This is a genomic window from Rhodococcus sp. PAE-6 (assembly GCF_025290685.1).
Taxonomy (GTDB): Bacteria; Actinomycetota; Actinomycetes; order Mycobacteriales; family Mycobacteriaceae; genus Rhodococcus; species Rhodococcus pyridinivorans.
The window spans coordinates 75,489-100,538 of record NZ_JAOCLZ010000009.1 but is presented as its reverse complement, the minus strand read 5'-3'; the positions used below and the strand labels follow the sequence as shown (position 1 = coordinate 100,538).

At 69.0% G+C, this 25,050-nt stretch carries 23 protein-coding genes; 6 read left to right on the top strand and 17 right to left on the bottom strand.

Annotated elements, in window-relative coordinates:
* Position 1: 1 nt before the first annotated feature.
* Both NVV99_RS17945 and NVV99_RS17940 read right to left on the bottom strand, forming a co-directional pair.
* Positions 2-877: an ATP-binding cassette domain-containing protein gene (locus NVV99_RS17945; RefSeq protein ID WP_041803400.1), complete on the bottom strand. Its 876-nt coding sequence runs from the start codon at positions 875-877 to the stop codon at positions 2-4.
* A 58-nt stretch (positions 878-935) separates the two neighbouring features.
* Positions 936-2,216 (bottom strand): amidohydrolase family protein, encoded by a 1,281-nt coding sequence (locus NVV99_RS17940; RefSeq protein WP_024101399.1) that lies wholly within the window; start codon positions 2,214-2,216, stop codon positions 936-938.
* A 173-nt stretch (positions 2,217-2,389) separates the two neighbouring features.
* Between NVV99_RS17940 and NVV99_RS17935 the strand changes: the two genes are divergently transcribed.
* Positions 2,390-3,031 carry a hypothetical protein gene (locus NVV99_RS17935; RefSeq protein ID WP_024101400.1) on the top strand — a complete coding sequence of 214 codons (642 nt, stop codon included), beginning with the start codon at positions 2,390-2,392 and terminating at the stop codon, positions 3,029-3,031.
* A gap of 37 nt (positions 3,032-3,068) precedes the next feature.
* On the opposite strand, the gene ligA is transcribed toward NVV99_RS17935, so the two are convergent.
* The 8 genes from ligA to NVV99_RS17895 all read right to left on the bottom strand — a co-directional run bounded on the left by ligA (position 3,069) and on the right by NVV99_RS17895 (position 12,259).
* A complete protein-coding gene (gene ligA / locus NVV99_RS17930) occupies positions 3,069-5,177 on the bottom strand; it encodes an NAD-dependent DNA ligase LigA (protein WP_006554557.1) in 2,109 nt (702 codons plus the stop codon).
* 37 nt (positions 5,178-5,214) lie between these two features.
* Positions 5,215-6,240, bottom strand: coding sequence for a methionine synthase (locus tag NVV99_RS17925; protein WP_024101401.1), 1,026 nt, complete (start codon positions 6,238-6,240; stop codon positions 5,215-5,217).
* Positions 6,237-7,316 (bottom strand): tRNA 2-thiouridine(34) synthase MnmA, encoded by a 1,080-nt coding sequence (mnmA, locus tag NVV99_RS17920; protein WP_024101402.1) that lies wholly within the window; start codon positions 7,314-7,316, stop codon positions 6,237-6,239. The genes NVV99_RS17925 and mnmA overlap by 4 nt, the downstream gene beginning before the upstream one ends.
* Positions 7,313-8,548, bottom strand: coding sequence for a cysteine desulfurase family protein (locus NVV99_RS17915; RefSeq protein WP_024101403.1), 1,236 nt, complete (start codon positions 8,546-8,548; stop codon positions 7,313-7,315). The genes mnmA and NVV99_RS17915 overlap by 4 nt, the downstream gene beginning before the upstream one ends.
* 57 nt (positions 8,549-8,605) lie before the next feature.
* Positions 8,606-9,409, bottom strand: a complete 804-nt coding sequence (locus NVV99_RS17910) for a 1-acyl-sn-glycerol-3-phosphate acyltransferase (RefSeq protein WP_006554561.1) — start codon at positions 9,407-9,409, stop codon at positions 8,606-8,608.
* Between the two features lie 83 nt (positions 9,410-9,492).
* Positions 9,493-10,323, bottom strand: coding sequence for a GNAT family N-acetyltransferase (locus tag NVV99_RS17905; RefSeq protein WP_006554562.1), 831 nt, complete (start codon positions 10,321-10,323; stop codon positions 9,493-9,495).
* 148 nt (positions 10,324-10,471) lie between these two features.
* On the bottom strand, positions 10,472-11,428 hold the full coding sequence (locus tag NVV99_RS17900; RefSeq protein WP_006554564.1) for an electron transfer flavoprotein subunit alpha/FixB family protein: 957 nt from the start codon (positions 11,426-11,428) through the stop codon (positions 10,472-10,474).
* A gap of 45 nt (positions 11,429-11,473) precedes the next feature.
* The gene (locus NVV99_RS17895) at positions 11,474-12,259 is read right to left on the bottom strand and encodes an electron transfer flavoprotein subunit beta/FixA family protein (RefSeq protein ID WP_019288406.1); all 786 of its coding nucleotides are present in this window, start codon (positions 12,257-12,259) and stop codon (positions 11,474-11,476) included.
* A 223-nt stretch (positions 12,260-12,482) separates the two neighbouring features.
* Between NVV99_RS17895 and NVV99_RS17890 the strand changes: the two genes are divergently transcribed.
* From NVV99_RS17890 to NVV99_RS17875, 4 genes are read left to right on the top strand one after another with little or no spacing between them, the layout of a single operon-like run.
* Positions 12,483-13,283, top strand: coding sequence for a class I SAM-dependent methyltransferase (locus NVV99_RS17890; RefSeq protein WP_006554566.1), 801 nt, complete (start codon positions 12,483-12,485; stop codon positions 13,281-13,283).
* A 26-nt stretch (positions 13,284-13,309) separates the two neighbouring features.
* The gene (locus tag NVV99_RS17885; RefSeq protein WP_037216018.1) at positions 13,310-14,830 is read left to right on the top strand and encodes a glycoside hydrolase family 57 protein; all 1,521 of its coding nucleotides are present in this window, start codon (positions 13,310-13,312) and stop codon (positions 14,828-14,830) included.
* Positions 14,827-16,074, top strand: coding sequence for a glycosyltransferase family 4 protein (locus NVV99_RS17880; RefSeq protein WP_006554568.1), 1,248 nt, complete (start codon positions 14,827-14,829; stop codon positions 16,072-16,074). The genes NVV99_RS17885 and NVV99_RS17880 overlap by 4 nt, the downstream gene beginning before the upstream one ends.
* A complete protein-coding gene (locus tag NVV99_RS17875; protein WP_024101406.1) occupies positions 16,071-16,613 on the top strand; it encodes a GNAT family N-acetyltransferase in 543 nt (180 codons plus the stop codon). The genes NVV99_RS17880 and NVV99_RS17875 overlap by 4 nt, the downstream gene beginning before the upstream one ends.
* A 13-nt stretch (positions 16,614-16,626) precedes the next feature.
* On the opposite strand, the gene NVV99_RS17870 is transcribed toward NVV99_RS17875, so the two are convergent.
* Together NVV99_RS17870 and NVV99_RS17865 are read right to left on the bottom strand one after the other, a co-directional pair.
* A complete protein-coding gene (locus tag NVV99_RS17870) occupies positions 16,627-18,129 on the bottom strand; it encodes an amidase (RefSeq protein ID WP_024101407.1) in 1,503 nt (500 codons plus the stop codon).
* Positions 18,130-18,163: 34 nt separating this feature from the next.
* Positions 18,164-18,922 carry an acyltransferase gene (locus tag NVV99_RS17865; RefSeq protein WP_006554571.1) on the bottom strand — a complete coding sequence of 253 codons (759 nt, stop codon included), beginning with the start codon at positions 18,920-18,922 and terminating at the stop codon, positions 18,164-18,166.
* A gap of 93 nt (positions 18,923-19,015) precedes the next feature.
* Between NVV99_RS17865 and NVV99_RS17860 the strand changes: the two genes are divergently transcribed.
* Positions 19,016-20,332, top strand: coding sequence for a PQQ-binding-like beta-propeller repeat protein (locus tag NVV99_RS17860; protein WP_024101408.1), 1,317 nt, complete (start codon positions 19,016-19,018; stop codon positions 20,330-20,332).
* Between the two features lie 24 nt (positions 20,333-20,356).
* Here NVV99_RS17860 and NVV99_RS17855 read toward each other — a convergent pair whose 3' ends face one another.
* The 5 genes from NVV99_RS17855 to NVV99_RS17835 are packed head-to-tail and all read right to left on the bottom strand — an operon-like array spanning position 20,357 to position 25,044.
* Positions 20,357-21,514 (bottom strand): hypothetical protein, encoded by a 1,158-nt coding sequence (locus NVV99_RS17855; RefSeq protein WP_024101409.1) that lies wholly within the window; start codon positions 21,512-21,514, stop codon positions 20,357-20,359.
* Complete coding sequence (locus NVV99_RS17850) at positions 21,515-22,492, bottom strand: class I SAM-dependent methyltransferase (protein WP_019288412.1); 978 nt, start codon at positions 22,490-22,492, stop codon at positions 21,515-21,517.
* Positions 22,493-22,545: 53 nt separating this feature from the next.
* Complete coding sequence (locus NVV99_RS17845; protein ID WP_019288413.1) at positions 22,546-23,325, bottom strand: enoyl-CoA hydratase-related protein; 780 nt, start codon at positions 23,323-23,325, stop codon at positions 22,546-22,548.
* 10 nt (positions 23,326-23,335) lie between these two features.
* Positions 23,336-24,169 (bottom strand): NUDIX hydrolase, encoded by an 834-nt coding sequence (locus NVV99_RS17840; protein ID WP_006554576.1) that lies wholly within the window; start codon positions 24,167-24,169, stop codon positions 23,336-23,338.
* A 44-nt stretch (positions 24,170-24,213) separates the two neighbouring features.
* Complete coding sequence (locus NVV99_RS17835) at positions 24,214-25,044, bottom strand: ABC transporter ATP-binding protein (RefSeq protein ID WP_006554577.1); 831 nt, start codon at positions 25,042-25,044, stop codon at positions 24,214-24,216.
* Positions 25,045-25,050: the final 6 nt, after the last annotated feature.

The following is a 25,050-nucleotide window of genomic DNA, read 5'->3' as shown; positions in this document are numbered from 1 at the left end:
GTCACTTCCTCTTCGTCAGGACGCCGATGTCACCGGGTCCGAGCAGATCGTGCATGTCCACCACGGCCCGTACCCCGCTATCGGGGTCGACGGGGTTCACGTCGCCGATGATCACCGCCTGGTTCTCACCGAGCGCGACGAGCCGGCCGAGCAGGGTGGCACGTTCGACGTCGTCGGCGATCCGATCGATCCGGCCCACCACCAGCAGTGGCGGACGCCGGGTGTTCGCCACCGAGATCCGCAGGAGCAGTTGCTGGAGTTCGGAGAGGTCGTCGACGAACGCCTCGAGCGGTGGCAGCGGTACGTCGCCGAAGATCTCCTCGCACATCTCGGCGATACCGTCCTCACGGACCCGCGGAACGAACTTGTACCACGGGGAATCCCACCGCTTCTGCTCGGTGACGAGATCGCGCACGGTGACCGACGGGCGTACCTCGTCGAGCTCGTTCATGCACGCAATCGCCGACCGCGCGATGATCTTCTGCGGTCTGTCCTCGCCGAGAACCGTCAGCGATCCCCGGGTCAGTCGCATGCGACCGCACAGAGCCATGAGCAACGCGGTACGCGCAGCACCGGCCTGCGCGGCCAGAACCGTCACTCCCCCGGCGTCGAGGTCCAGGTCGAGGGGGCCGAAGACATGGCCCCAGGGTCCGTGGAGTTCGATCCCGCGCGCCGACACGAGTGTGCCCGGCGTCTGTCGGGCGGTTGCCCGCTGCACGACCGGAGCGCCGTACGGCGGAGTCCCGACATCATCCGGTTCGGCTGTGCCCACCGGCGTTCCGCCGTAGTTTCCGTCCACGACGAAGGGATCCTCGAGCTGCTCGTCCGACAACTCGTCCCAGGCCTCTGCGTCGCTGTGCTGCCCGTAGTGAGTCACCGACTGTCCTTGCGCCGAGCGAGTGGGGTGTGGTGCCGTGTCCGATGCGCTGCCACGGTCACAGGCTGTTCTTGACGACGTGGCCGTTCTTCACGATGACCGACAGGTTCTTTGCCGGATCGGCGATCAGACTCAGATCCTCGAGCGGGTTGCCGTCGACGAGAAGCACGTCCGCCCAGGCGCCCTTGTCGATCACACCCCATCGGGCCTGACGGTAGGGATCGCGTTCGCCTGCGAGCCGGAACAGTTCGGCGTTTCCGGAGGTGAGCATCCGCAGCGCGTCGAGGTTGCTGTAGTGGTCGCCGAGCCGCGCGGCCATCTCGCTCTGGCGCGGCGCGATCTGCGGCTCGAGCAGCAGGTCGGTTCCCCAGGCCGTCTTCACGCCGTGCTTCTGCGCCCACTCGTAGACGTGGTCGGTGCCGGTGCAGATCTGCTTGTCCTTCTCCGCGCGATCCGGGTCGGGATAGTGGTGGTCGCCGAGCGCGAAGGGCTGCATCGACAACCACACCTCCTTCTCCGCGAGCAGTGCGACGGTCTCCTCGTCGGCGAGGTGGCCGTGCTCGATCGACTTCACCCCGGCCGCGACCGCGCGGCGGATCCCGGTGACGTTGTAGACGTGGGTGGCCACGTACGTGCCGTAGTCGGATGCGGCCTGGACGGCGGCACGCAGTTCTCTGTCGATGAACTGGACGGTGTACAGCGGGTCGTACATGGACGCCGCTCCGCCGCCGACCATCAGCTTGATCTGCGATGCACCTTTCTTGAGTTGCTCGCGCACGGCTGCGAGGACCCGGTCCTCACCATCGGCGACCCGCATGAAGCCGATCTGTTCGGCGCGGGCCTGATCCCCACCGAGGGCTGTGGGGCATTCGTAGACGAAGCCGAAGTCGCCGTGCCCGGACGTCTGCGAGATCGCGGCCTGGGACGGGTAGATGCGGGGACCGTCGAACAATCCCCGGTCGATCACCGATTTGATGCTGCCGGTGTCGCCGGCCATGTCGCGGACGGCGGTGAAGCCGCGCAGCAGCATGTTGCGGGCCTCGGCGAGGCCGTTGAGCGCGATGTGCGCTTCACTGCCCATCACCATGTCGATGTAGGAGTTCGCGTTACCGACGAGGTGGACGTGCGCGTCGGACATGCCGGGCATGAGGACCCGCCCGCCGCCGTCGATCACGTCGGTCTCGCGGCCGGGTTCGTCGCCGATCGGCGATTCGGATACGGCGACGATGCGGTCTCCGTCGATCAGTACGTCGCCGGTGACGAGCTCTCCGGAAACTCCGTCGAAAACTCGCACATTACGAAAAAGAAGGCGCTGAGTGGACTTACCGGTTTCCGTCATGGCTGGGACGCTAACGCGCATCGAACACGACTTCCGACCAACCGAAAGGATCCCGAACCAATTCACCCCAACCGTTCACCCTTTTCGAAAGTTCGTTCTGAACTGCACCTATTCGATCGGATAGTTTCTTTTGAAAACACACAAATTTCCGATCTTCGACTTACACTGCGCCAATGCTGATTCACCCGACATTGCGCATGCAGTCCTGGGGATTCGTCATCGGCGCCGCCCTGTTCGCATTGGGTTCGGCGCCCGGAATTGCGACGCTTCTCGGCACCGCCGGTGCAAATACTTCGTTCTTCGTGGGTTCCTGGTTCTTCACGGGTGCAGCATTCGTCCAATTGATGCTCAGTGGGCCGGCCACCGTCACGGACAAGGGCAGCCCGGCGATCCGCGCCGACTGGCTCGCGTCGCTGATCCAGTTCATCGGTACGCTGCTGTTCAACGTCAGCACGGGAGCCGCACTGCACGCCCACACCGTCAAGGGTGAGGAGCACCTGGTGTGGAACCCCAATCTCGAAGGTTCCCTGTGCTTTCTGGTGTCGAGCGCGATCGCGTGTGCAGTCCTCTGGCGAGCGGGCTCGCATTGGGCGCCGCGCTCGAAGGACTGGATCAGCGGGTGGCTGAACATGCTCGGGTCGATCGCTTTCGGGGTCTCCGCCGTCGGTTCGTTCGTCCTCGACGACGGAAACACTCTCGACCCGAGCCTTGCCAACACCGGCACGTTCGTCGGGGCGATCTGCTTCCTGCTCGCCGCGGCGGTATTCCTCGGGAGGCGCAGCGCCGAGGAACCGGAATCCGCAACGGCCTCCTGAGAATCCGCCGGCAGGGCACCTGCCGGCGGAGAGCGTCTCAGTTCTCCCCTTCGCGCCCTTCGAGATAGGCGCGAGCGGCGTCGGGCCCCTCGTCGAGCAGGATCCGGAAACCGTCCTCGTCGAGCACGGGTACTCCGAGATCGGCGGCCTTGTCGGCCTTCGAACCCGGATTGTCGCCGATGACGACGAAAGCCGTCTTCTTCGACACCGATCCGGCGGCCTTGCCTCCGCGCGCGAGGACGGCCTCCTTGGCCTGGTCGCGGGAGAATCCCGCGAGCGTGCCCGTAACCACGATCGACAGTCCTTCGAGGGTTCGCGGGATCGATTCGTCGCGTTCGTCGGCCATCCGCACACCCGCTGCCGCCCACTTGTCGACGATCGCGACGTGCCAATCGACGGTGAACCAGTCGGTCACCGCCGCGGCGATCGTCGGTCCGACGCCCTCGACGGCCGCGAGCTCGTCGACGGACGCGGCCCGGATCCGGTCGAGGCTGCCGAACTCGGTGGCCAGCGCACGCGCAGCGGTCGGTCCGACGTGCCGGATGGACAGGGCGACCAGCACGCGCCAGAGCGGCTGTTCCTTCGCCTTGTCGAGGTTCTGCAGCAGACGTTCGCCGTTCTTCGACAGCACGCCCTTGGTGGTGCGGAAAAACGGGATGCGTTCGAGGTCTTCCTTCGTGAGCGAGAACAGGTCGCCCTCGTCGGCGATGATCTTCCCCTCGAGCAGCGCCGTGGCCGCCTCGTAGCCGAGGGCTTCGATGTCGAACGCTCCCCTGCCCGAGACGTGGAAGACCCGCTCGCGCAATTGCGCCGGGCACGACCGCGAGTTGGGGCAGCGCAGGTCGACGTCGCCCTCCTTCGCCGGGGCGAGGGTGGTACCGCATTCGGGGCACTGCGTGGGCATCTCGAAGGCGTACTCGGAACCGTCGCGCAGGTCGACGACCGGGCCGAGGACCTCCGGGATCACGTCGCCGGCCTTGCGGATGACCACGGTGTCGCCGATGAGCACGCCTTTGCGCTCCACCTCGGACGCGTTGTGCAGCGTCGCCAGCGAGACGGTGGACCCGGCGACGGTGACCGGCTCCATGTAGGCGAAGGGGGTCACGCGTCCGGTGCGCCCGACACTGACGCGGATGTCGAGGAGCTTGGTGGTGACCTCCTCCGGCGGGTACTTGTAGGCGATCGCCCACCGTGGGGCGCGGGACGTGGCACCGAGGCGTCGGTGCAGCCCCATGTCGTCGATCTTGACCACCAGGCCGTCGATCTCATGTTCGATGTCGTGGCGGTGTTCGCCCCAGTAGCGCATCCGCTCGACGACCGCCTCGGCGCCCTGCACGCGAACAGTGTGCGGTGAGACGGGCAGGCCCCAGGCCGCGAAGGCCGCGTAGGCGTCGGATTGCGAGCGGGGTTCGAAGCCCTCCATGCGGCCGTAGCCGTGGCAGTACATGCGCAGACGCCGGCGCGCGGTGACGGCCGGGTTCTTCTGCCGCAGGGAACCGGCGGCGGAATTGCGGGGATTCGCGAAGGGCGGCTTGCCTTCGGCCACCAGCCCGGCGTTGAGGGTCTGGAAGTCCTCGAGCCGGAAGAACACCTCGCCGCGCACTTCGAGCAACGTCGGGATCGGGTATTCGGCGGTGCCGGTGAGCTTTTCGGGAACGTCGTCGATCGTGCGGGCGTTGAGGGTGACGTCCTCCCCGGTGCGTCCGTCGCCGCGGGTGGCCGCGCGGACGAGTTTGCCGTTCTCGTAGACGAGGCTGAGCGCCACGCCGTCGATCTTCACCTCGCACAGATAATCGGGGTGAGTGCCGGTCTCGACCTCGGCGCGCGAGAGCCACGCGCGCAGTTCGTCCTCGTCGAAGACGTTGTCGAGGCTGAGCATCCGTTCGAGATGCTCGACGGCACCGAATTCGGTGGCGAAGCCGCCGCCGACCAGCTGGGTGGGCGAATCCGGCGTGCGGAGTTCGGTGTACTGATCCTCGAGTGCCTGCAGTTCGCCGAGGAGCGCGTCGAACTGACCGTCGGAGATGATGGGGGCGTCGCGCACGTAATAACGGAACTGATGCTCGCGCACCTGTTCGGCGAGATCCTGCCAGCGCTCACGCGCCTCCGGAGGAGCGGTGATGGGTGCGTCCGTCGGTTCACTCACAGCCTGCAAGCCTAGTCGAGGGGACCGACCGGAATACTCAGAGCGTGTCGGCTTCCTCAGCGAAGGCCGACGCGACGTCGCGCAACGAACGCAGAGCGGCCCGTGCCCCCTCCGTGGAGGCCGAGGCCAGCCCGCAGACCGGGCTCACCGCCACCGATTGCAGCACCTTCCTCGGGAACCCGAGCCGGTCGATCAGCTCGACGGCCGGTGCCGCGTACTCGCGCCAGCCCGTCGAGGCCGGTGCGGTGGCGGGCACGAGTCCGAGTATCGGGACCGTGCCCGAGTCGAACAGTTCCCCGAGTCCGTCGAGGTCGGAGCGTCGCACGCATCCGACGTCGAAGGCCACAGCGTCGGCAGCGCTGCGCCGCAGGAAGTCGGCCGGGAAGGTGCCCGCGCAGCAGTGCACCGCGACGGAGAGCCCAGTGCCCCGAATCGTCGTGTCGAGCACGTCCAGCGCTTCCGGGTCCGGCACGGCAGGGACGGTCTCGAGGACGGTCCGGCCCTTCAGCGTTCCGGCGAGCACATCCGGCAGCGACGGTTCGTCGAGTTGCGCGACCACCTGAACCCCGAGCCGGTGGGTGATCTCGGCGGCGTGTCGGGCCAGGCCCTCCGCGAGCGATTCGGCCAGGTCGCGAACGGCGCCGCGGTCGGTGAGCACCCGGCGTCCCGTGGCGAGTTCGACGTGGGCGGCGAGGGTGAGCGGCCCGGCAGCCTGCACCTTCACGGGGCGGCCGGCATCCAGCCCGGCGCGTTCCCAGGCCTCCTCGAGCGCATCGAGGTCCTGGGCGAGCAGGTCGCGCGCCCGGGCGGCCACACCGCCGCGTCGCGACACGAGGCGGTAGCCAGTGGTCGAGGTGTCGAGGTACATGTCGACGAGCAGGGCGCTGACCCGCCCGATCATGTCGGCACCGAGGCCGCGTGCCGGCAGTTCGACGAGGTGGGGCAGATCCGTGAGTTCGCCGACGACGACCGCCGCGGCCTCGCGCGGGTCCGTCCCGGGCCACGAACCGATGCCTGTCGCGAGACCGGACCACACCTCGCGGCCGGTGGCAGGTGCCGTCACCGGTCCCCTGCCGCGATGGTTCCGCTGCCGAGGACGATGTCGCCCGCAGCGTCGGACCGGTACAGCACGGCGGCCTGACCGGCGGCGACACCGGTGAGCGGTTCGCGCAGCGAGATCTCGATGCCCGGACCCACCGCTTCGGCGACGGCCGGGGCCAGGCCACCGTGAGCGCGGACCTGGACGACGCACTCCATCGGTCCGACAGGAGCGGTGCCGGAGGTCCACACGGCGCGTTCGGCCCGGATCGACTCGACCTTCAGCTGTTCGGCGCTGCCGACCCGGACGGTGCCGCTCTCCGGTTCGATCGCGGTGACGTAGCGGGGGCGTCCGTCCGGTCCGGGCCCGGCGATACCGAGTCCCTTGCGCTGGCCGATGGTGAAACCGTGCACGCCCTCGTGCTGCGCGAGCACCTCACCCGAACGGTCGTCCACGACGGCGCCGGGACGCACACCGATGCGGGCACCGAGGAAGGCGCGGGTGTCGCCCGACGGGATGAAGCAGATGTCGTGGCTGTCGGGCTTGTTCGCCACCGCGAGTCCGCGCTCGGCGGCCTCCTCGCGGATCCGGCTCTTGGGGGTGTCGCCAACGGGGAACACCGCGCGCGACAACTGCTGCGCCGTGAGCACGGCGAGTACGTACGACTGGTCCTTGTCGGCGTCGACGGCGCGACGCAGCACCCCGTCGTTCAACTGCGCGTAGTGACCGGTGGCGACGGCGTCGAAGCCGAGCGCGACGGCACGGTCGGCCAGCGCCGAGAACTTGATCTTCTCGTTGCAACGCAGGCACGGGTTCGGGGTCTCACCGGCGGCATAGGACGCGACGAAGTCGTCGATCACGTCCTCCTTGAAGCGGTCTGCGAAATCCCAGACGTAGAAGGGAATTCCGAGCACGTCGGCGGCGCGGCGAGCATCGCCGGCGTCCTCCTTCGAGCAGCATCCGCGCGAGCCGGTGCGCAGTGTGCCCGGCGCGGCCGACAACGCGAGATGCACTCCCACGACGTCGTGTCCGGCCTCGACCATGCGGGCGGCGGCGACCGCCGAGTCCACACCGCCGCTCATTGCCGCAAGAATCCTCATCTCCGGTCACCTCCTCGTCCACCGGCGCTCGCCAGTCCGGCGGCGCGAGCCCTGTCCACCACGGAAGGGAGAGTTTCGATCAGTTTGTCGATGTCACTGCGGGTTGTGGTGTGCCCCAACGAGAATCGGAGCGAACCGCGTGCCGTGATCGGGTCCGCCCCCATCGCGACGAGTACGTGACTCGCGCGCGCGACCCCGGCGGTGCACGCCGAACCGGTCGAGCATTCGATACCGGCCGCGTCGAGCAACATCAGCAGCGAGTCGCCTTCGCATCCGGGGAACGTGAAGTGCGCGTTGTTGGGCAGTCGTCCGACCTCGCGAGGACCGTTGAGGATCGCGTCGGGGATCGCCGCCTCGACACCCGCGACAAGAAGATCGCGCAGGTGCGCGAGTTCGGCGGTGCGGCCGGGCAGATCCGAGGTGACCTCGCGCAACGCCGCGGCCATCGCCACGATGGACGCGGTGTCCTGCGTCCCGGACCGCACGTCGCGTTCGTGGCCCCCACCGTGGGCGAGCGGCACGCACGGTACCTGCCTGCCGAGCAGCAGCGCTCCCACTCCCTGCGGACCACCGAACTTGTGAGCGGCCAGGGTCAGCGCCGACAGTCCGCTCGCGGTGAAATCGACTGGGAGATGCGCGACCGCCTGCACGGCGTCGCTGTGCATCGGGACGTCGAACTCGGCGGCGACCGCAGCGAGTTCGGTGATCGGCATGACGGTGCCGACCTCGTTGTTCGCCCACATCACGGACACGAGGGCGACCTCGTCGGCGTGGCGCGAGAGTTCCTCGCGGAGCGTGGTGGGATCGACGCGGCCGGAGCCGTCCACCGGCAGCCACGTCACCTGGGCATCCTCGTGCTCGACGAGCCATTCGACGGCGTCGAGCACGGCGTGGTGTTCGACCGCGCTCGCGAGGATCCGGCGACGCCGGGGGTCCTGGGCGTGGCGACCCCAATAGATGCCCTTGACGGCCAGATTGTCGCCCTCGGTGCCACCGGAGACGAAGATCACCTCGGAGGGCCGGGCGCCGAGGGCGGCCGCAATCGACTCCCGCGACTCCTCGACGCGCCGGCGCGCTGCGCGCCCCGATCCGTGCAGGGAGGACGCGTTTCCGACGGTGGCGAGGACCGACGTCATCGCCTCGACGGCCGCAGGAAGCATCGGCGACGTCGCGGCGTGATCGAGGTAGACGGTCGTGGAGGTACCGGAGGGACCGGCGGCGGGCGAGGTCATGACCGATCCAGGATAGCGGGTCGGCGCAGGTGCCCGCCGCGCTCAGGGGGTCGCCCGTCAGGCGGCGTCCACCGTCCGTGCCGTTCCACCGGCCGGTGAGCCGCCGACCGGCAGGAACGTCACGGCCTCGACCGGGCGCTCGGCACGGACCGCGCGGGCGCATCGGGCTGCGAGATCGTGCCGGTCCCGACCCGGATGTTCGAGCGGAGCGAGCACGACTTCGACGACGACACCGCGGTTCCGGATCATCCGCCGGATCGAGGAACCGATCGTCTCGTCACCGACGAAGGCCGGCGCGGCGGTGAGGTCTCCCCCGCGCTCGCCGTATCGCAGGCCGACGGGCTGGACGGGGCACTGCGCGTCCACGGCCGCCTGGAGCAGTGCGGGGCGGAAACCGCCGTGGGACCGTCCGCATCGCGTCGTGCCCTCGGGGAAGACGGCGACGCACCCGCCCTCCAGCAAGCGGGTGCGTACTCGCTCGATCACGGCGGGCAGCAGTCGCAGTCGTTCCCGTTCGATGGGGATGACACGCATCCGGCGTGCGAGCGCGCCCAGCAGGCCCCAGTCGAGCAGGTCCGCTCGTGCGACGAACTCCGCGGGAGCGACTGCGGTGAGGACGAGGACATCCGTCCACGAGATGTGCGGTGCAACGACGAGCACGCCCCCTGCGCGCGCCCGTCGGTCACGCCGATCGTCGATCGTCGGACGGATGCCTACGCACCACAACAACAGGCGCGCACTGCGCCGCACCGTGCTCTCCCGACGCGCCGCGGGAATCATCCGTCCTGCCAGCAGGAGCGGCACCACCGTCAGCACGACCGCGACCGTCGCGATGCGCAACCACACCGTCGGCAGACCCACACGATCCGTCCCGTCCGGCAGGCACCGGATCCCGCACGGACTCGACGGCATCCACGCGTGCACCCGTGTCGTACCGACCCGAGTCACCGCGACCCCCGCTCGGCACGCTCGGCGGCCGCGCGCAGGCGGGCGAGATAGCGGGTGTCCGCCCGGTCCACGGCTAATATCGCGACGAAGTCGGCGACCCCGAAGTCCGGATCGTGGGCCGGTTCACCACAGATCCGGGCACCGAGCCGCAGGTATCCGCGCAGGAGCGGCGGGACCACGGGACGCGGCAACGGAGCGATCTCGTCGAGCGGGTGGCCTTCGACCATCACGGGATTCAGCGGTCGGACCCGCGCTGCGGGTTCGACGGCGTGTCGTTCGAGCAGCAGGTCGCGCACGGCCCGGACGTTCGACGCCTCGGGTTCGTCGGGCGTCGTGCGCATGGGCACCGAGACGCATCCGACGACCTCGTTGTGTCCGGTCGCCTCGAGATAGTGCAGGATGCCGGCCCACATCAGGGTGAGGACCGATCCGGAACGGTGGGCTGGATCGACGCAGGCCCTGCCCATCTCCACCAGGCCGCGCCCGTGTGGGTCGAGTGCGGAGAGATCGAATTCGGTGGCGGTGTAGTACCCACCGGCCTCGCGGGCGGCTTCGGGCGGCAGCATCCGGTAACAGCCGACGACGTCGTCGGTGACCCGATCGCGCACCAGCACGTGGTCGCAGAACTCGTCGAACCGGTCGGCGTCGGATCCGCCCCCCGCATCGGGGATCCGGAAGCCGGGTTCACCGGAGAAAACCCGGTACCGAAGGCGTTGCGCAGCCAGGCGATCCGACGCTTCCGTCGACACGACGAGGGAGTAGCGGGGGCCGGACAGGACGGGAGCGGTGAACCCACTCGGGCGGTACAGCACCGGCGATGTGGTCATGCCCCAAGGTGTAACGACCGTGGGAGGCGCGCCGGCGGCGACGGGGTGTCGCGGCGATGCATCGCCGATGAACACTCCCGCAGAATGCACGCGGCCCCGCTCTTTTCGAAGGAGCGGGGCCGCGCAGGGATCGATCTGCCGGAGCGGATCAGCCCTTGTGCTTCTTGACCTCTTCGGTCAGCTGCGGAGCGACGTTGAACAGGTCGCCGACGACGCCGTAGTCCGCGATCTCGAAAATCGGGGCCTCTTCGTCCTTGTTGACGGCGACGATGGTCTTCGACGTCTGCATGCCGGCGCGGTGCTGGATGGCGCCGGAGATGCCGAGCGCGACGTACAGCTGCGGGGAGACCGTCTTACCGGTCTGACCGACCTGGAACTGGCCCGGGTAGTAGCCCGAGTCGACGGCGGCGCGGGAAGCACCGACGGCGGCACCGAGCGAGTCGGCGAGCTCCTCGACGACGGAGAACTTGTCGGCCGAACCGACACCGCGGCCACCGGAGACGACGATCGACGCCTCGGTCAGCTCCGGACGGTCGCCGCCGACGATCGGATCGCGCGAGACGATCTTCACGGCGTTCTCTTCCTGGGCCGGAACCTCGACGGCCACACGCTCGGCCGCGGCAGCCTCGGGCTTGGCCTCGATGGCGCCCGGGCGGATGGAGATCACGGGGACCTCACCGTTGGCCTTGGCGTCGACGGTGAACGCGCCACCGAAGATCGAGTGCACGGCGGAGCCGTCGGCCTTGACGTCGACGACATCGACGAGCAGACCGGAGCCGATGCGGGCGGCGAGGCGGCCCGACACCTCCTTGCCCTCGACGGACGCGGCGGTGATGACGGCGGCGGGGCTGGTGGACTCGACGAGCGACGCGAGGACGTCGACCTTCGGGGTCACCAGGTAGTTGTCGACGTCTTCGGACTCGGCGGCGTAGACCTTGACCGCACCGGCGGCGGCGAGGGCGTCCTGCAGCGCGTCGGCGGTGCCGGGGGCACCTGCGACGACGGCGGAGGGCTCGCCGAGCACACGCGCGGCGGTGATGAGTTCGGTGCTGACCTTCTTGAGCGCGCCCTCGGCATGCTCGACGAGCACGAGTACTTCTGCCATTACTACTTCTCTCCTAGATATGTCAGATGTTGTCGCGGGGCGCGATCAGATGATCTTCTGGCCGACCAGGTACTGAGCGATCTTGCTGCCGCCGTCGCCCTCGTCGGTGACGCGCTCACCCGCGGTGCGCGGGGGCTTCGGAGTCACACCGGTGACGGTGGACGCAGCGTTCGCAACACCGAAGATCTCGGGATCGAGACCGATGTCGGCGAGGGTGAGGGTCTGAACTTCCTTCTTCTTCGCGGCCATGATGCCCTTGAAGGAGGGGAAGCGGGGCTCGTTGATCTTCTCGGTGACCGAGACGATGGCGGGGAGCGGAGCCTCGATGCCGAAGACGCCCTCGTCGGTCTCGCGCTCGCCGGAGGCCTTGCCGTCCGCGATCGTGAGCTTGCGCAGGTGCGTCAGGTGGGGCAGGCCCAGGTACTCGGCGATGATCGCGGGCACGGCGCCCACGCGACCGTCGGTGGCCTCGTTACCGGCGATGACCAGCTCGACACCCTCGATCTGGCCGAGCGCAGCGGCGATCGCGTACGCGGTCTGGATCGAGTCGGAGCCGTGCATGGCGGGATCGTTGAGGTGGATCGCCTTGTCGGCGCCCATGGACAGCGCCTTGCGGATGGCGTCGGTGGCGCGGTCCGGGCCGGCGGTCAGAACGGTGACCTCACCGCCGTCGCGCTCCTTGATGAGCAGAGCTTCCTCGACGGCGCGCTCGTTGATCTCGTCGAGCACGGCGTCGGCGGCCTCACGGTCGAGCGTGTAGTCGCCGTCGCTGAGCTTGCGCTCGGACCACGTGTCGGGGACCTGCTTGATCAAAACGACGATGTTCGTCATGGGTCTGCGTCGACCTCCTGTGTGTAGCTGCCTTTGGTCGGCAAGGCGCTGCCTGAACCGAGCACTCGTGTCTTTCGCACGGCGTGTGCGATAGATTATCAGCCGCTAAGTTACCAGTCAGTAACTTGACGGGATTCCCGGTTCACCATAGCCGTACGGAAGGACGACGAAACCTGTGATCTGGAACACCGGAGACCACCCCTCCGGGGAGAGGTCTAATGTCGTGGCGGTGAGCGACACCCCCGCCCGCGCCGATGACGCGCACGCCCTCCCCCTCACCGGCGAACGGACGGTCCCCGGCATCGCCGAGGAGAACTATTGGTTCCGACGTCACGAGGTCGTCTACCAGAACTTTCTCCCCCGTTGCGTGAACCGGGCCGTGCTCGAGGCCGGCGCCGGCGAAGGCTACGGGGCCGACATGATCGCCGATGTGGCGACGCGCGTGATCGGCCTCGACTACGACGAGAGCGCCGTCGCACACATCCGCGCGCGCTACCCCCGCGTGGACATCCGGCACGGAAACCTCGCCGAACTTCCCCTCGAGGACGAATCGGTCGATACGGTCGTGAACTTCCAGGTGATCGAGCATTTGTGGGATCAGACACAGTTCCTACGCGAATGTCACCGCGTTCTCACCCCCGGCGGCGAATTGCTCATCAGCACTCCCAACCGGATCACGTTCTCCCCCGGCCGCGACACCCCGCTCAACCCCTTCCACACCCGTGAGCTGAACGCCGCCGAACTGACCGAACTGCTCGAGGACGCCGGCTTCCGCGTCGAACTCATGACCGGAGTGCACCACGGCCCCACGCTGCGCGCACTCGATGCCAAGCACGGCGGATCGTTCATCGACGCCCAGATCGAGCGCGCCCTCGCCGGGCAGCCGTGGCCGGACGATCTCACCGCCGACGTCGCGATGGTCTCCACCGACGACTTCGCCATCGTCCCCGAGAACATCGATGCGAGCCTCGATCTGGTCGCGATCGCCGTGAAGGACCCCGCAGCGAAGGACACCGCTCCGTGAGTGCCGCATCGTCCCGCGAACCCGGGATGTTCGCGCTCGTCCTCCACTCCCACCTCCCGTGGCTCGCCCACCACGGCCGGTGGCCCGTCGGCGAGGAATGGCTCTACCAGTCGTGGGCAGCGACCTATCTGCCCGTCACCGACGTGCTGCGGCGGCTCGCCGCCGAAGGCCGAACCCGGATGCTCACACTCGGCATCACCCCGGTACTGGCCGCGCAACTCGACGACCCGCACTGCCTCGCCGGGATGCACCACTGGCTCGGCAACTGGCAACTGCGCGCGCACGAGGCGGCCGGCATGCGGGAGGAGTCCTACCGCGCACTCGGCGCCCGCGAGCACCGCGCCGCCACCGCGGCACTGGAGGACTTCGAAACCCAATGGCGCCACGGCGGATCCCCCGTCGTGCGGCAGCTGATCGACGCCGACGCGATCGAACTGCTCGGTGGGCCTCTCGCCCATCCGTTCCAGCCCCTCCTCGACCCGCGACTGCGCACCTTCTCGTTGTCCGAAGGTCTCGCCGACGCGCACGCCCGCTGGAACCATCGCCCCCGCGGCATCTGGGGCCCGGAATGCGGTTACACGCCGGGCATGGAGAACGATTACGCCGCAGCGGGAGTCGAGCACTTCATGGTCGACGGTCCTGCGCTGCGCGGCGACACCTCGCTCGGCCGCACGGTCCGCGACTCGGACGTCGTGTGTTTCGGCCGCGACCTGCAGGTCTCGTACCGGGTGTGGTCGCCGAAGTCCGGCTATCCCGGCCACTCCGCCTACCGCGACTTCCACACCTACTGCCACGACACCGGACTCAAACCGTCCCGCGTCACGGGCCGCACGGTGCCCTCGCACGAGAAGGCGCCCTACGATCCCGAACTCGCGTCGCACGCCGTCGACCGGCACGTCGCCGACTTCGTCGAGACCGTCCGGCAGCGATTGCGCAGCGAATCCGGCCGCATCGGCCGGGACGCACTCGTCGTCGCGGCCTTCGACACGGAACTGTTCGGCCACTGGTGGTTCGAAGGTCCGATCTTCCTCGAACGACTGCTCCGCGCGCTTCCCGAGGCCGGCATCGAGGTGGGAACTCTCGCCGATGCCCGCGACCGCGGATACGTCGGCGCCTCCGTCGATCTCGAGAATTCGTCGTGGGGTTCGGGCAAGGACTGGCGGGTCTGGGCCGGCGACCAGGTCGCCGATCTCGTGCGTCTCAACGACGAGGTGGTGCGCACGACCCTCGACAGCATCGACAAGTCCCGCGAGCAGAGTACGTCGTCGGTCGCGCTCCGCAACCGCGTGCACGACCAGATGGTGCGCGAAGCGCTGCTGACGGTCTCCAGCGACTGGGCGTTCATGGTCAGCAAGGACACCGCCGCCGCCTATGCCCGCGACCGCGCGCACAAACACGCCCACGCCCTTCGTGAGATCGCCGAGGCGGTCGACTCCGGACGCACCGAGACGGCACGGCGTCTGGCCGACGGATGGAACCGCGCCGACAATCTCTTCCCAGGACTCGACGCCCGACGACTGCCCGGACGCCACGGAGGCCCGCGATGAAGATTCTGCTCGTCTCATGGGAGTACCCACCCGTCGTCGTTGGCGGCCTGGGCAGACACGTCCATCATCTCGCCACCGAACTCGCCGCGGCGGGCAACGAGGTGGTGGTGCTGTCACGTCGCCCGACCGGCACCGATGCGTCGACCCACCCCACGATCAGCCACATCGCCGACGGCGTGCTCGTGGTGGCGGTCGCGGAGGACGCACCCCACTTCGACTTCGGCGAGGACATGATCGCCTGGACGCTGGCGATGGGCCACGCGATGGTCCGCGCCGGGATCGGGCTGACCCGCGGCGGCATCGGCGAAGGTTGGTATCCGGACGTCGTCCACGCCCACGACTGGCTCGTCGCCCACCCCGCGATCGCGCTGGCCGAGTACTTCGACGTGCCGCTCGTGTCGACCCTGCACGCGACCGAGGCCGGTCGCCACAGCGGTTGGCTGTCGGGCCGGATCAACCGCCAGGTGCATTCCGTCGAGTGGTGGCTCGCCAACGAATCCGACCGTCTCATCACGTGTTCGGCGTCGATGCACGACGAGGTCACCGAGTTGTACGGTCCGGACCTGCCGGAGATCTCCGTGATCCGCAACGGCATCGACATCACCACCTGGTCGTACCGCGACCGCGAACCGCGTCCCGGGCCGGCACGACTGCTGTACGTCGGCCGCCTCGAATACGAGAAGGGTGTGCAGGACGCGATCGCCGCGCTCCCCCGCATCCGCCGCTCGCATCCCGGCACGACCCTCGTGGTCGCCGGTGAGGGCACCCAGTTCGAGTGGCTGCGCGAGCAGGCACGCGTACACCGCGTCGCACGCTCGGTGAGTTTCCTCGGCAACCTCGACCACACCGAACTGCTCGGCTGGCTGCACGGCGCCGACGCGATCGTGCTGCCGAGCCGCTACGAGCCGTTCGGCATCATCGCCCTCGAGGCCGCCGCAGCGGGTACCCCGCTCATCGCGTCCACCGCCGGCGGCCTGGGCGAAGCCGTGGTCGACGGCGTGACCGGACTGTCGTTCCGGCCCGGCGACGTGGCCGGACTCGTCTCGGCCGTCCGGGAAACCCTCGACGATCCCGAGGCCGCCCGAGTGCGCGCGCGGGCGGCCCGGGCACGACTGACCGACGACTTCGACTGGCGCCGCGTCGCCGAGGAAACCGCGCAGGTCTACTCGTCGGCGAAGCGGCGGGTGCGTCACCCGCTCGCACGCCCCACGGTCCCCCAACGTCCCCTCCCGGACCGCGGATGAACGAGCAGCACACGCTCCAAATCGAGCGCCTGGCACCGCACGAATCCGATATCGTCGCCGTCACCGCACTGCTCAACGCGGTCTACGCGGTGGCCGAGGACGGCATGTGGGTACCGGGCACCACACGGACCGACACGGACGAGATCACCCGATATGCGCGGGAGGGCAGCATTCGCATCGCCCGCTCGCACGGCCGGGTGGTCGGCTGTATCCGCGTGACCCCGGTCGACGCGACGACGGCCGAGTTCGGGATGCTCGCCTCCGACCCGAAGGTCCGCGGCACGGGCGTCGGCCGCGTCCTGATCGACACCGTCGAGACGGAGTTCGCCGAGCGAGGTTTCGAGGCAATGCAACTCGAGGTGATCCGTCCGCGCGACACCTCACACGAGTCGAAGGTGTTCCTCGACCGGCTCTACACCCGGCTCGGGTACGTGCCGGAGGAGCCCGCGCCGCTCGATACGCGCCATCCGGAACTCGTTCCGGCTCTTGCGGTCCTATGTGAAACGGTCGTCTACCGGAAGCCACTGGGCCGACCCTGAGTCGACCTTCGACTCACGAGGTAGCGGACAACTCGGCCGGAGCGAGCGGCGGCTGCCGATCGAACCACGGCCGGGCCTGTTCGAGTTCGCCTGCGAGGGCGAGGAGCACACGCTCCCCACCGAGTGGGCCGACGAACTGCACCCCGAGCGGCAGACCGGACACCGTCCAGTGCAACGGCACCGAGATCGCCGGGCGCCCGGTGATATTGGCCAGCTGCGTGTAGGGGGTGCGCCCCAGATTGTCGTCCACCACCCGGTCGATGAAACCGGCCCGGGTCGCGATCCACGCGGTGCGGGTACGCAGGAGCGCCTCGCCGGCACGCCGCATCCAGCGGGGCGTGTCGAGTTCGCCGATGCGCGACGGCGGGAAGGCGAGTGTCGGCGTGAGCAGCAGATCGTAGCGTTCGTGGAACTGCGCGAGACCGCTCGCGTACTCGGCCCAGCGGGCATGGGCCGCAATGTAGTCCGACGCCGAGGTCGCCTTGCCCACGGCGGCGATGATGCGGGTGTCGAACTCGAAGTCCTCGGGTCGTGCTCCGGTGAGGCGGCAGGCCTCGGCGACCTCCGCGGCAGCCGTGGCGAACCACATGATGAGGAAGTCCTCTGCGAGACGCCGTTCGTCGATACCCGTCGAGGCGGGTTCGACGTGATGGCCGAGTTCCTCGAGCACCGCGACGGCAGCGTCCACCGCGGCCTTCGCCTCCGGATCGACCGGCGTCCCGATCGGTGACGCGGTCTCGTATCCGATCCGCAACCGCTTCGGCGCCGAGCGCGCGGCCTCCGCGTACGACCGGGCACGCTCGACGAGATACGGCCCACCCGCGTACGGGCCCGCCATGACGTCGAGGAAGGCAGCGGCGTCGCGCACCGTCCGGCAGATCACCCCGTTGGTAGCCGCGCCGTGCAGCGGTTCCCCGCCGCGCATACCGGTGGGCACGAGTCCGCGTCCGGGCTTGAGCCCGAGGAGCCCGCAGCAGGCGGCGGGAATGCGGATGGAGCCGCCGCCGTCGCTCGCTCCCGCCGCGGGAACGACGCCGGCCGCGACCGCCGCGGCGGAACCACCCGATGACCCGCCCGGCGTCACCGACGGATCCCACGGGTTTCGGGTGGCCCCGAACGCCTCGGGCTCGGTGATGCCCTTCGCCCCGAACTCGGGGGTGTTGGTCTTGGCGAACGGGACCAGGCCGGCTCCGAGCCACCGGTCGACGATCACCGAGTTCTCGTCCATCGGCAGGTCCGCGAGGACACGGGACCCGCACGAGGTCGGCTCACCGGCCAGATCCTGCCCCAGATCCTTGAGAAGGAACGGCACCCCGGCGAATGGACCGTCGAGCGGTTCGCGTGCCAGGACACGGGCCTTGTCGTCGAGCCTGCGGACGACGGTGTTCAGTGTCGGTTCGACCGTGTCGAGCCGCGCGATCGCGGTCTCGAGCAACTCGCTCGCCGATACCTGCCCCGTCGCGACGAGTTCGGCCAGGCCGGTCGCGTCGTGACTCCGATACTCCGAGTAGTCCATCTGCTGTCCCCCGACAGTGTCCCGGCCCGCGTCGCTACTGGTGGACGCCCGCGGGCGTGTCTACCGACTTCTTCCGTGCGATATCTGCGAGCGCCGCTTCCCGGGCGGCACGCTCGGCAGCGGCGCTCTCCCACGCCACCTTACGGTTCTTCACGACCTTGGCGGGCGAACCCACCGCGATACTGAAATCGGGGATGTCTCCCTTGACGACCGCGTGCGCTCCGAGCACCGAACCGCGGCCGACCCGGGTGCCGCGGAGCACGGTGACCTTCGCGGCGATCCAGGTGTCCGGACCGATCCGGACGGGGCTCTTGACGATGCCCTGGTCCTTGATCGGGTAGGTGATGTCCTCGGTGCGGTGGTCGAAGTCGCAGATGTAGCACCAGTCTGCGACCAGCGTCGACGCGCCGATCTCGATGTCGAGATAGGTGTTGACGACGTTGTCCTTGCCGAAGACGACCTTGTCGCCGATCCGGAGCGAACCTTCGTGGCAGCGGATGGCGTTGCCGTCGCCGATGTGGACCCAGCGGCCGATCTCGAGGCGCGACAGTTCGGGCGTCGCGTGGATCTCGACGTTCTTGCCCAGGAAGACCATGCCGCGCAGCACCACGTGCGGATTGGCCAGCCGGAACTTCGCCAGGCGGTAGTACCGGACCAGGTACCAGGGCGTGTACGCCTTGTTGTCCAGCACCCATTTCAGAGAGGACAGCGTCAGGAATCGTACCTGTTCGGGATCCCTCCGACGGGACCCGCGCCACCTCGCCGTCAGAGGTGCACCCCACATGCTCGTCATAGGGGCAGCCTACGGTCCGCCTCGTTCGCGGCTCACGACCCCCGGCCCGATACGCTGACACGTCGAATCGTTCGCCTGTGGAGGAGTTGAGTGATGCGGGGTGTCCTGCGGACCGCGGTCCCGGCGCTGACGGTGGTCTTCGCGCTGAGCGCGTGCGGCGGTGGGGCCGGCACCGACGACGTGTTGTCGAGTGGTGGCTGGCCGGGACGGCACTCCGATGCCCGCAACAGCAACACCGCGACCGCCGAGAGCGTCGACGACCTCGCGCCCGGCTGGACGCGTCCGCTGGGCGGCCCGGTCGGCTCCCCCGCCGGGATCGCGGCCAACGGCCAGGTCTCGGTGGCGGCCGCGACGGAGGCCGGATGCAATCTGTTCTCCTTCCAGATGGACACGGGCCGCAAGCGCTGGTGCACGCGTCTCGCCCCGGCCGTCACGACGATCACCCCCGTCTCCGACGGCGTCGCGAACATCTACGTCGGTGAGGACGGCGGACTGCTGTCGTTCAACGAGCACGGCCAGCGTCGCTGGCGCATTCCCGTGAGCGGCAGCCCCCGCAGCGCACAGTTCACCTCCGACGGAAGCCTGTTGGTGGTCACGCATTTCGGTCAGGTCAACGTCGTCGACCCGCAGACGGGACAACTCGAGGCACCGCTGTTCGATCTGGTGCCGGTGCCGACCCTCGAGGACGGGCAGAACCTGCCGCGACTCGCGAGCGATCACGGCCTCCCCGCCTGCTTCGGGGGCTCGGAGGACTGCCCGGTCGCCACCACCCCGGCCGTCGACACCGCCACCGACCGTGTCTTCGTCACCGTGTGGCGTCCGGGTTCGGACAGGTCGGCGCTCGTGGCGCTGCGCTACACGGCCGGTGATGACGCCGTGGTCATCGAGGAGTGGTCGGTACCCGACCTCCCCGGAGGTGCGGTGACGAGTCCGGTTCTGTCTGCTGACGGTTCGACCGTCTACGTCCACGACGGGGAGGGTGCCCTGTGGGCGCTCGACGCCGAGACAGGCGAAGCGCGATGGACCCACGAGACCGGCCGTCCCACGGCGCTCGGTCCCGCCGTCACCGAGGACGGACTGCTGCTCCTCGCGTCGGCCGACGGCAGCGCCCCGCTGACGGCCCTGCGCGACGGCGGCGACAGCGTCGAAGTCGAGTGGGAGCGGGCGGACGTGACTCCGTACGGTGCGCCGGCGGTGACCGCCGACGGCCGGGCCTATGTGGTCGTCTACGGCGATCGGGGTCTCGCAGCGGCGGTGCTCGATCTCGCGGACGGAGCGACGATGGAGGAGGAACCCCTCGATCCCGCCACCGGACTGCCGGTCGGCACCGGCGTCGGCCCGGGCGGGGAGTTCGTGATCACGACCCTCGACGGGGACGTGGTGGTGCTGCGCGAACCGCAGTCCGTGTGAGGACGGCCGCCCGTGTGAGGGCGGTCAGCGCGACGGCGTGCAGACGAAGGCTTCCGGCGTCCGGCCGATGCGGGTGAGCACCACGCTGAGCGAGGCCGACCCGCGCAGTTTCAGGCGCGGACGCAATACCGCCGGGTCGACGTCGACGCCGCGCACGAGGATCTCGACCGCGCCGCAGTCGTGGCGGGCGAGCGCCTGACGGAGTGTCTTCTCGCTGTACTTGAGACGCTCGACGATCCGGAAACCCCGTACTCCGTCGGGCAGGCTGTCGCCGGTGAGATAGGCGATCCGCGGGTCGAGTTGCCACAGTCCGTGGGCTGCCGCGTAGTGGCGGACGAGACCGGCGCGCACGATCGCGCCGTCGGGGTCGACGATCCACTCCCCCGGCTCCCGTTCCGGAATGTCGTCGTCCGCGGCGTCGGTGATCTCGAAACCGGTTCCGTCCGAACGCAGTACTGCAGCCCGTCGGCGCACGCCGGGAGTGCTCAATCCCGGCGAGTACAGGCACGCTTCGCGGACTCCACCGTCGAGCGAGACGACCTCGACCTCACCGGCCCAGTCGAACGAGTCGAAATCCAGTCCCGGTGCGCACTTCACGGCGAGATCGCGGCCCGCGTAGGCGTCGAGGAGATCGGGCAGCGGTGGTTGCAGCGCGGCCGGATCGTGGGTCCGTCGCCCGCCCGAACGGCGTGCGGGATCGGCGATGACGGTGGTGCCTCGCGTGACCGGACGCAGGGCGTCGGCGCGCAGGAGGTACGCCCCGGGGACGTTGTGCGCGGCCATCGCCAGCCGCACGTCGTCGAGATCGCTGCCGATCACGGTCTCGGCGACCCCGACGAGTTCAGTGAGCTCGGCGCCGATCGAACACGTCACGTCGTGCACTGTGCGCCCTCGCAACCGCTTCGCGCGGTGGGCCGCGACGCGCGTGGGCGTGGACTGCTGCAGAGCGTCGTCGGTGAGCACCCACTCGCCGCCGCCGGCGATCTTCGCCTCCGTCTTGCGCCGCAGGATGACGGTTTCGACCAGCATTCCGGCACGATCGCCGAAACGCGTACGCGCCCAGCCGATGTCGGCGAGGCGCGTACGCGTCGACAGCTCCCGGTCGGCGACGCTCGCGAGAGCGTCGCGGCCGTCGTCCGACGTCAGGTACTCGACGTCGGGGAGGGTGAAGTCGTAACCCAACTACTTGCCGGGCTTCACACCAGTGATCATGACGTTGTAGAAGAAGCTACGGGGCACGACGTGCTCGAGGATGTTCTCGTCGACCCAGCTCAGCGCCTTCCAGCCACCGAAGGCGAACTTCGCCCAGTTCCAGCCCAGCTTCTCCTGCGGGACGGCGGCCTCGAAGGTGCGCACCGGCCAGCCGAGCAGGGCCGCGGCGAACTCCTCGCTCGACGCCTTGACCTCGACGGCTCCGGCCGAGGAGGCCAGCTTCTCGAGATCGGAAGGATCGAAGGTGTGCAGATCGACGACGGCCTCGAGGGCGGCCGCCCGGGAGGACTCGTCGAGCTCGGTCTGCGGACGACGCCAGTCGCGCAGGAAAGGCAACTTGGTGATGTTGGTGGTGGCCTCCCACGTGACCCGGCCGAGCATGCGGGCGTAGAAGTTGCCGATCGTGCTGGGCTCACCGGCGAAGACGAAACGGCCGCCGGGCTTGAGCACGCGCAGCACCTCGCGCAGCGACTGCTCGACGTCCGGGATGTGGTGCAGCACGGCATGGCCGACCACGAGGTCGAAGGTGTCGTCGTCGTACGGAATGGTCTCGGCGTCGGCAACGCGGCCGTCGACGTCGAGGCCGAGATTCTCGGCGTTGCGGAGCGCGACCTTCACCATGCCGGGCGACAGGTCGGTCACCGAACCGGTCTTCGCGACCCCACCCTGCATGAGGTTGAGGAGGAAGAAGCCCGTGCCGCAGCCGAGTTCGAGTGCGCGCTCGTAGGGCAGCGGCTGATCGCCGGCCGCGGCGACGAACCGCCCCTTGGCGTAGTCGATGCACCGCTCGTCGTACGAGATGGACCATTTCTCGTCGTACGTCTCGGCTTCCCAGTCGTGGTAGAGCACCTGGGCTAGCTTGGTGTCCTCGAGCGCGGCTGCGACCTCTTCGGCAGTGGCGTGCGGATTCGGCGCGGGGTCGACCCCGTCGGTCCTGCTGGCAGTCATGCGGTGATCCTACTCATCGGTAAGCTATGGACAAGTGCAGGTGCCGGTCGGCATCACTCGCCGACGAACTTCGCCTTGCCCGGCCCGTTCTCGATGAACGATTCGAGGCCGATGGTGCGGTCCTTCGTGGCGAACAGCGCGGCGAAGACGTGCTGTTCGATCTTCAGACCCGTATCCAGATCGGTGTCGAGGCCCTGGTCGATCGCGGCCTTCGCAGCGGCGAGCGCGCGCGAGGCGGCGCCGGTGAACTGCCCGGCCCAGCGACGCGCAGCCTCGTAGACGTCGTCGGGGGCGACGACCTCGTCGACCAGACCGATCGACAGGGCTTCGTCGGCGCCGACGAAACGACCGGTGAAGACGAGATCCTTCGCCTTCGCCGGGCCGACGAGCCGAGCCAGTCGCTGGGTGCCGCCGCCACCGGGGATGATGCCCAGCAGGATCTCGGGCGTGCCGAGCTTGACGTTGTCGCCGACGATGCGCCGGTCGGCGCCGAGGGCGAGTTCGAGGCCACCACCGAGGGCGTAGCCGGTGATCGCGGCGACGGTGGGCTTGGGGATGTCGGCGATCGACCCGAGGGCCGACTGCAGGTCGCCGACGATCTCGCTCATCTGCACGTAGCTCAGGTCGGCCATCTCCTTGATGTCGGCGCCGGCCGCGAACACCTTCTCGCCGCCGTAGACGATCACCGACTTCACGTCGGACCGGACGGTCGCCTCGCGCGCAGCGGCCCGGATCTCCTCCTGGAGCTGCCGGTTCAACGCGTTCATCGGAGGGCGGTCGAGACGGATGGTGCCGATGCCGTCGGAGACGTCGAGGGTCACGAATTCAGCCATGGTCCTCAGCCTAGATGTCGGAGCGCTGGGCCCACGGATGAGTACCGACCTCGTAGTAGGCCTCGTCCCCGTCGAACGCGATGTGGACCGCCCCGTCGCGACGGCTGATGATCGGCAGGATCGGCTCGATGACCGGATCCGCCGCCATGAGGTCGGCGACCGTGGCGAAGCCCGACAGGATCGACAGCTGACTCCACGTGGGCGGGAGCAGGATGCACCGGCCCGACCGCCAGTCGGCGAGGGCCTCCTCCGCGGTCTGCCACTGCACCAGATCGGTCTCGCTGGTGTTGCCGTCGGCCCGCTGTCCTTCCGGTACCGCGGCGACGAAGAAACGCGTATCGTAGCGGCGCCGCTCCCCCAGCGGGGTGATCCAGTTCGCGTGGGGACGCAGCAGGTCGGCGCGCAGCACCAACTGTTCCTTCTCCAGGAAGTCGCCGAAGGACAACTCGCGCGCTTCCAGCAGACGACGCGCCTCCGCGTAGTCACCGGTGTCGGCCACCACCGAATCCTCGGTGGGTCCGGCGAGCAGCACGCCGCACTCCTCGAAGGTCTCGCGCACGGCCGCGAGCACCAGCGCACGGGCCTGCGCCTCGCCGATACCGAACCGCTCGGCCCACCAGGTCACGTCCGGTCCGGTCCACCGCACCTCGGCGTCGGTGTCGGAAGTGTCGACACCGCCGCCGGGGAAGACGGTCATGCCGCCGGCGAAGTCCATGCCGACGACACGACGCTGCAGGAACACCTCGACGCCGCGCGCAGAGTCCCGCACGAGCATCACGGTGGACGCGTCGCGGATGGGTACCGCGGTGGGATCGAAGGTGGATGCCGAGCGATTGTTGGCCATGGCCTCAACCTAACCGATCGGTCCCGGCACCACCCGACCCGGAGTCACCGGCGGTGCCGTCCCGCCTGGCGGGTGCGGCGGGCGAAGAACCGGTCGTCGACCTTGTCGAGCGAGATGGACTGACTGAACGCCGCGCTGAGGTTCTCGGCGGTGATCACGTCGTCGAGCAGGCCCTGGGCGACCACACCGCCCTCCTTCAGGAGCAGCGCGTGCGTGAAGCCCGGCGGGATCTCCTCCACGTGATGGGTGACGAGCACGATCGCAGGGGCATCCGGGTCGGCCGCGAGCGTCCCGAGCCGGGCCACGAGTTCCTCGCGACCGCCGAGGTCCAGACCGGCCGCGGGCTCGTCGAGCAGCAGCAGTTCGGGGTCGGTCATGAGCGCCCGGGCGATGAGCGCACGCTTGCGTTCGCCCTCCGACAGCGTCCCGTACAGACGGTCGGCGAGATGTTCCGCGCCGAGGCTCTCGAGCATCTCCACCGCGCGGCTCGTGTCGATGTCGTCGTACTGCTCGCGCCACCGGCCCAGCACGCCGTAGCCCGCGGAGAGCACGAGATCGGTGACCTTCTCGTCGTTCGGCACCCGGTTGGCCAGGGCCGCGGAGGACAATCCGATCCGGGGTCGTAGTTCGGACAGATCCGTCTTTCCGAACGTCTCCGCGAGGACGTGCGCGGTGCCGGAGGTGGGGAACGTCTCGGCCGCCGCGACCCGCAGCAGCGAGGTCTTTCCTGCCCCGTTGGGTCCGAGAACCACCCAACGTTCGTCGAGTTCCACCTTCCAGGTCACGGGACCGACGAGGACGTTCCCGCCGCGTCGGACCACTACGTCGTCGAATTCGATGAGCAAATCGGGATCAGGTTGTGCCACGCGGACCATCTTCTC